The sequence below is a fragment of the Deltaproteobacteria bacterium genome (genome assembly GCA_016210045.1).
Lineage (GTDB): Bacteria > UBA10199 > UBA10199.
This window is the reverse complement of the sequence record JACQUX010000003.1, coordinates 22,266-29,054: the sequence shown is the minus strand read 5'-3', so window position 1 is coordinate 29,054 and position 6,789 is coordinate 22,266. Positions and strand designations below refer to the sequence as shown.

The 6,789-nt window shown below is 65.4% G+C and carries 5 protein-coding genes; 4 read left to right on the top strand and 1 reads right to left on the bottom strand.

All coding sequences use genetic code 11. The annotated features are described in order from the left end of the window. On the bottom strand, nt 1-1,940 hold a 1,940-nt coding region (locus tag HY696_00285), incomplete at its 3' end, for a hypothetical protein (GenBank protein MBI4236836.1). A 154-nt stretch (nt 1,941-2,094) separates the two neighbouring features. Between HY696_00285 and HY696_00280 the strand changes: the two genes are divergently transcribed. From HY696_00280 to HY696_00265, 4 genes are all read left to right on the top strand, one after another. Continuing rightward, nucleotides 2,095-2,952: a TonB family protein gene (locus HY696_00280; protein MBI4236835.1), complete on the top strand. Its 858-nt coding sequence runs from the start codon at nt 2,095-2,097 to the stop codon at nt 2,950-2,952. A gap of 69 nt (nt 2,953-3,021) precedes the next feature. Continuing rightward, the gene (locus HY696_00275) at nt 3,022-5,016 is read left to right on the top strand and encodes a hypothetical protein (protein MBI4236834.1); all 1,995 of its coding nucleotides are present in this window, start codon (nt 3,022-3,024) and stop codon (nt 5,014-5,016) included. Further along, on the top strand, nt 5,017-5,817 hold the full coding sequence (locus HY696_00270; protein ID MBI4236833.1) for an alpha/beta hydrolase: 801 nt from the start codon (nt 5,017-5,019) through the stop codon (nt 5,815-5,817). After that, nucleotides 5,810-6,559, top strand: a complete 750-nt coding sequence (locus HY696_00265; protein MBI4236832.1) for an RNA methyltransferase — start codon at nt 5,810-5,812, stop codon at nt 6,557-6,559. The genes HY696_00270 and HY696_00265 overlap by 8 nt, the downstream gene beginning before the upstream one ends. Nucleotides 6,560-6,789: the final 230 nt, after the last annotated feature.

The following is a 6,789-nucleotide window of genomic DNA, read 5'->3' as shown; positions in this document are numbered from 1 at the left end:
GCCTCCGCAGTTCGGTCACTCGGGGGCTGTTCCTGCCAGGTCGTGAGCAGGGTGGCCACGATGGGGCCGACTGTGTGCCCCGCACGAGACGCGACTCCCTGCGCCGCCGCGGGGTCGGCGTGGACGGCAATCCCCGCCGCCGTGAGCGCGTCCGTGAGCCGGGCCTGGATGGTCTGGATGGTTGGGGGGCTCACCCCGCTCGAGCGCGCGAGGGCGCGGGCAGCCTGCCGGGGACCGGCGGGGGACAGCGGCACGGCGAGGTTGTGGAGGCACGCGAGTTCTGCGGCCACCAGCAAGCGGCCCGCGACGGGGAAGTGGCGACGTCTGGCCTCCAGCGCGGCGACGACCGCCGACAGATCGACCGGACCGGGGCGGGCCAACGCCGTGGCCCAGAGCTCCGCGACGACGGAGTCCCACAGCCGACCGGCTGCCTGGAGCCCGCGCACCCCGCGATAACGGCGGCGCTCCTCGGCGGGGATCGTGCCGTGGACGGCCGCGTGGATGGCCCAATAGGCCAGACTCTCGGCCATGGCCTGCTCGGCCAGGGCGCGGAGGGCGGTGGCGGCGGCCGGGGCCAGCGACTGGGTGTGACGCTCGGCCGCTGTGGCGTCTACGGTCACGTGCGCCCAGCGGCCATCGGGTGCTGCGAGGATCAGGCCCTGCGCGGGGAGCCGCACGGCCAGGGTGTGGGTGTGTTGGTCCGCGGCCGCCGCGGTGCTGCGGGGGCCGGCGGCGAGTTCCCAGGCCGTGACGAGCTGCACCGCCCGCGCCGCCACGGCGAGCCGGCCCAGCACGGCATCGCTGATGCGGTGGCCATCGGGCGTGGCGAGTTCACCTTCGACCCAGAGGCCGAGCGTCGGATCGGTGGGGGCCTGCGTCATGAACGTCGCGAGCACGGCGGGGCGCAGCGCAATCTCCGCGCAAATGCCGACCAAATGGTCCACGGCCGCCGCGACCTGTCCCGCGCGCACGGCGCCCGTGGCATGGCCCAACGCCTGATGTACCTGGGTGCACCGACGGAGGTCCGTGGGGTGGAGCCGTGACGCCTGGGCCTGGAGCCACGTGACGAGACTCGGCAGGGCGGTCAGGTCATCGTCGTGCCAGGGGGGCCGGGCTGCGGGGGTGAGCCAATACGCCCGCGCGGCCGCGAGCAATGCCGCCAGGTCCGCCGGTCCCGCGCCGTCCCGCACGACCGCCGGCACCAGGAACGGCAGCGGCGGGGTCGAGTGGTCTGTGGATGCGGGCGTGATCGGCACTGCCGTGATCGGCGTGATGATGGCGGCGGTCGCCAGGTCCGCCGCGAGCGCGGGCGGGCACTGGGCGGTGGGCAGGACATACACAAGGGTGTCGAGGAGCCAAAGTTGATGCGCGCCGTCTTGCAGCCGCGCATAGAGATCGGTCAGCGTGGTGAGCCGGGTGCCGGGTGGGGCATAGGCCCGGACGCCGAGTCCCGGGACCTCCAGCCTCGGTCCTTGTGCCACCAACGCTTCCAGCGCCGCAAAACTGCGGAACACGGCGGGCGTATCCAGCAACGGATCGACGCGCTGTGGTCCTGCCGGCGTGGCAAACACGAAAAACCCGAATGCATCGAGGTTTGTGGGAACCCGCTGCCGCTGGGGGGCAAAGTAATCGCGCCGTTCCACAAACACCGCCGGGGCCGCCAACGCGTCCGGCTGTGCACACCCCGTGAGCAGGGCGTCCACGCTCGCCGCGAAGCGCGCGGCCTCGACGGCGCGCCCCCGTATCCACGACCGCACCACGCCCAACGCGGGCGCCTGCTCGCCGCCCGGGAGGCCCCACACGGCTGCCGCCACCGCAGGACCATGCGTCGCCTGCAACGCGGCGGGTGCCTGCCCCGCCGCGAGCCCCGCCCGTACCCGTGTCAACGCCGTCGCGAGTGGCCCCGTAGGCCCCTGGACGCCCGTGGTCTTTCCCGTCATCGCCGCGCTCCCATCCGTTCGTACCCTCTTATCGGCTACCGCACGCACAAGTTGCGTGCCTCGACCGGACTTCCTTAGTCCCCGCGCCGTGGGTGTTCTTGCCAACAAATCCATTGCATGGCGTGAACAGGCGGTCCACACTCCACGCCGTCCTATGAAACCTCTCGACTCTTCAAAGGCGACGCGTTGGCCGCGCTGGATTCTGGCGGCGTTGGCGCTGTCGTTGCTGCTGCATGGGACTGTCAGTTGGGTGCTGTGGAGCGCGGTGCAGGACTATAGTCTGCGCCGCGCCGTTGCGTTGCGGGATGAATTGGCGAAGACGCCGGTCGAGATCATCGACTTGACGGAACCCGCGAATGCGATCCGGCCTGAACGCGCGCGTTTTATCGGTAAAGCAGACAATACGACCAGCCAAGAAACCGTGGCTCCGGCACGCCGGCCGCAAGCTGCGGCAGCTGCGGAAAAAGCGCCGACACCCGCAGTGAAACCGGCGGCGCCACGAACACGATCACGACCGACGCCGGAGGCCGTGACGCAACCGATGCCGGAACCGCGCTTGCCGCGACGGGTCCGCCTGCCCGCGACAGCGGTCGAGGCCGATTTAGGGCAGGGGACACCCGCATTGCCCGAGGACTATTTTCCAAATTTCAAGCGCGGTGCTCACACCTATGTGAACGTGTTGCGCCATCCGGGCGTCGACTATTTCGTGGAACTGAAGCGCGCGCTGAAGATCGCGTGGAATCCCCGCACCGCGTTGCAACGCAGTAACGGCGCGCCGCCGCGACAACGTCACACTATTGAAGTCGTGCTGGGCGTGGCCGTGGATGCGGCCGGAACATTGCAAGAACTCTTTGTGCTGCAAGGGTCCGGGCTTGGCGCGTACGACAGCGAGGCGTTGCGCGCGTTCCGCGCCACGTTTCCGTTCTTCGAACCGCCCGCGAAGCTGCTGGCGCTCGACGGCGAACGGGACGCGTTACTGCGGATGAGTTGGTCGTTTATTGTGTTCCTGTAAACGTTCGTGTCTCCTGTTGCGGCCCGCTGCTTTCTTGCAATTCCCGGCTCGCTCCCGCACACTATTGGGATGACCACGGTGGGGAAGACACCGACGGCGCTGGTGTTGCACGAACAGATCGCGCATTGGCAGGGCCAAGTGGACCGCTTGAAGGCGGCGGCGGAGGCCGCGCCGGACCAAGCGACGGCTTTTTTCCAATTTCAAGAACGTGCGCAATTCAAGGCCTATCAGACGACGCTGCACGCGCTGGAAGCGCGTCTACGTGCGGCGGAACGTGCCTTGGCGCAAGGCGATCTCCAAGCGGCCCACCAAGTCTTACGGGAAATCGCTCCGGCGGTGCATCGCACGCATGGGCTGTGGAATAGTTACTATGCCAACATGGGACATGCCGATCGCATCGAACCACGGCCGCCGCCGCATCATCGTATCTCCATGTTACGTGCGGCCGAGCCGCTGGCGAGTGGCACGCCGGCGCGGGAGTTCGGCGCATTTCTGCTCGATGCGAGTGGCGAGTGGGGTGGAGCACGCGCCCAACAATGGTCGCAGGTCGTGGATTCCGTGCGCGGTGCGCGTTCGGTGACGGAGGCGATGCAGCGACTCTACGCGGGCGGATATTTTCAATATTATCGTTCCGAACCTCCATCGATGGCCGGTCTATTGGATCGGCGCGGCGGCAATTGTGTTGCCCAGACGAAGTTGATCGTGGCCGCGCTTCGCGATGCGGACGTGCCGCTCAATGGATGGACACTTGGCGTGCAGCTGTTTGCCGATCATTTGCAAGCCGTGCTGGTCAAACGGCAAGGAGGCAAGTCCCTCGTCCGGAGCGTGCTCACGAATGAGCAAGTGAAAACGGTCGTGGCGCCGATCTATCGTCCCGAACTGTTTCATCATGCGTATGCCACGGGACGGGGCATCGCTGTAGCTTCGGCGGATACGCTCAAACTCTACGACGGGCCTCGCCCGGCCGCAGGGGAGACCGTGCCGAGCGCCGCCGAGGAGGCTGCTGTCGATCCGGCCGATCCGTTTGTCTTTCCCGCAGGGATCACGGCGCGCTATTCCCTCGATGCGCCGCCTGCTGTGGCGCATTTGGGGTTGGCATATCCGGAGCCGACCGTGTCGAACGGGGCGCCGTTTTGGCGCGCCGGCTTTGCCTCGCCGCTGCCGATCGATGTGCCGCAGAAGACGCTGGAGGGACGTTCCATTCGAGCGGCGGCGCAGGACGGCACGTGGTCGCGAGGGAACATCGCTGCGCTGGCCGATGCGTTGTGGCCATTAGGCTTCGATGCGGTCGACAGCTTGCCGGTATGGCGGAAGGTTTTTGATGGGATTGGTCATACGTATCGAGATAGCCCCGAAGCGTACGATGGCTACCCGTCGGATTTTCGAGATGCCGTTGTCCGTTCGGGCGCTGAGGCTCTCCCCTTATTGCGGACCATCATTCGGACGCCCGACGGGCACGAAGGGGAGGCGCGCGCCCTCGCGCTTGAGTTGTTGGGTCGCATCGGACCGCCTGCGGCCGCTGCCGTCGACGATCTGCTCCGCTTGCCGCAGTGGGATGTAGACGAAATCGACGCGTTGCGAAGCATGGCGCCGACGGATGCGCGGCTGCTGCCGCGGTTGCTGCATATCGTGCATGAGACACCGGTGCGTCGCAGCGAGCATGGCGAGCTGCGTCTGGCCACTGTCGTTGTATCCGCTGTGCAGTCGCTTGGGGCCATGGGGTCGCGCGCGAAGCCGGCGATTGCGAAATTGTCCGAATACGCGCGTTCCGAGCGGCTCTGGCATCAGGATCGCGCGGACGCGACCGAGGCATTACTCCAGATCGCCCCCTCTGTGGCCCTGCAATTCTTGTCGGAGTGTTTGGCCGAAGCGGGACCTTCCGCATCCAAGCGCGAACTTCAGAATGATTTGCTGTGGCGAGTGCGTACGCATGCAGAAAAATTTCCGCAGCTGCGTCGTCTGGCGTCGGCAATCCGAGAACTCGCGACGTCTTCGGACTTCTGGATTGCGATGAACGCCAAGGAAGCGTTGCAGAAACTGCAACCTGAGGAACGACGCCGTTGAATTTATCCAGGCACCCGTTATAATGCCCACGTGACCGCACATCGTTTGGCCTCCACGCTGACGCGTTTTTACCGACAGGCCCGCCGGACGGCACGGCGGCATTGGCAGGGGTTGAGCGTCACGTTTCGCGGCAATCGCGTGCCGCGCCGGGTCGATTTTCAGCGGGGCGTGCCGCGCCCGATCTTGTTGCTCCAGGGGTTCGGGAGCACGCGGCGCAGCTTGACCATGTTGGAAAAACGATTGCGCGCCGACGGCTTTGAGGTCTTTAGTTTCCGCTTAGGCGGGCTGTTCGGCACGTTGAATACGCGCGGCATCGATCGCATTGCACGCGACGTGTTGGCGAAGATCGAGAGTCTGCGTGCGCGGTATCACCTCGGCAAGATTGCAGTCGTCGGGCACTCGAAGGGCGGGCTGGTGGGTCGCTACCTGGTGTCGTGCCTCGGAGGCTCCGCCCATATCGACGCGCTGATTACGCTCGGCACCCCGCATCAAGGGCTTCCGTATCAACAATTAGCGCGACTGACGCGCTGGGGGCTGGCGATGCCGAGCGTGCGACAGATGCGCCCCACGTCGCGCTTCTTCCGCCGACTGCGCGAATCGCAACTGCCGGCGTCGGTGCGTTGTATTTCCATCCACTCCGCCGACGATCACGTCATTCCGACGCCACTGGCCCATTGGGGCGACGACCACGGCGCGCATCAACCGCTGAACATTGAACTCGCCGGCATCAGCCACACCGACTATCTGATTAAATCCCGTGTCTATGAAGTTATTCGGGAGCAGTTGAAAAATCGTGCGTAAGCACTTAAGCACGATCTTCTGTATGCCCATTCCCCGCTTCATCTTAGTGCGACCGTTGTATCCCGGCAATGCGGGTGGTGCGGCGCGCGCAATCTGCAACTTCGGCTGGGAGCAATTGCGATTAGTGCGGCCGGCGTTTGCATTGCCGCACGAAGAAGCCACACGCTTTGCGGTCGGGGGGCGTGCGGTGTTACAGGGCGCGCAGATCGAGACGAACCTCGCCGCAGCCGTGGATGGGACGCGGCTGGTGATCGGCACGTCGCGGCGCGCAGGCAAACGGCGGCCGAATTTTTTTCCGATCGAGGAGCTGGGCACCGTGTTGCGCGACGTGCGTCCTAAAGATGCGGTCGCGATCCTGTTCGGATCGGAAGAGAAGGGCTTGACCAACGAAGAACTGCGCAGCTGCCAAGTCATCGTGACGATTCCAACCGTCGCGGCGTGCCCGTCACTCAATTTGGCCCATGCGGTCGCATTAGTGGCGTATGAATTTCGGCGCGCCATGGCACAAGCGCCGCAGTCTGCCACGCGTGACCCTCTTGCGCCAGTTGAACAGTTGCGCGATCTTTTTGTGCACTGGCGTCACGTCCTCGATGTCATCGAATTCTTTCCGCACGGACAGCCGGAAAACGTGATGCGGCGGCTGCGCCACCTCTTCGGCCGCACCCAACTCACGCAACGCGAAGTCGGCATGCTGCGCGGGATCGCGCGGCAGATCATGAAAGGTGTGACTGAAAAACGGTGACTAGTGGCTCGTGGCTGGTGGCTGGTGGCTGGAAAATGATCAATATAGCGCACTTTGTTCCGAACCCCCAGCCACCAGTCACTAGCCACCAGCCACGCCGGTCGAGTGTTTCGGCACTCGCTCCTGCCCCAAATCCAGTAAAAAAATACCTCCGTTCGCGTGTAACCGGCTGAAATCGCGAACGGCGGTTTGGGCACGGGACTTGCTCTGCTGCACTAGTACATCGATAG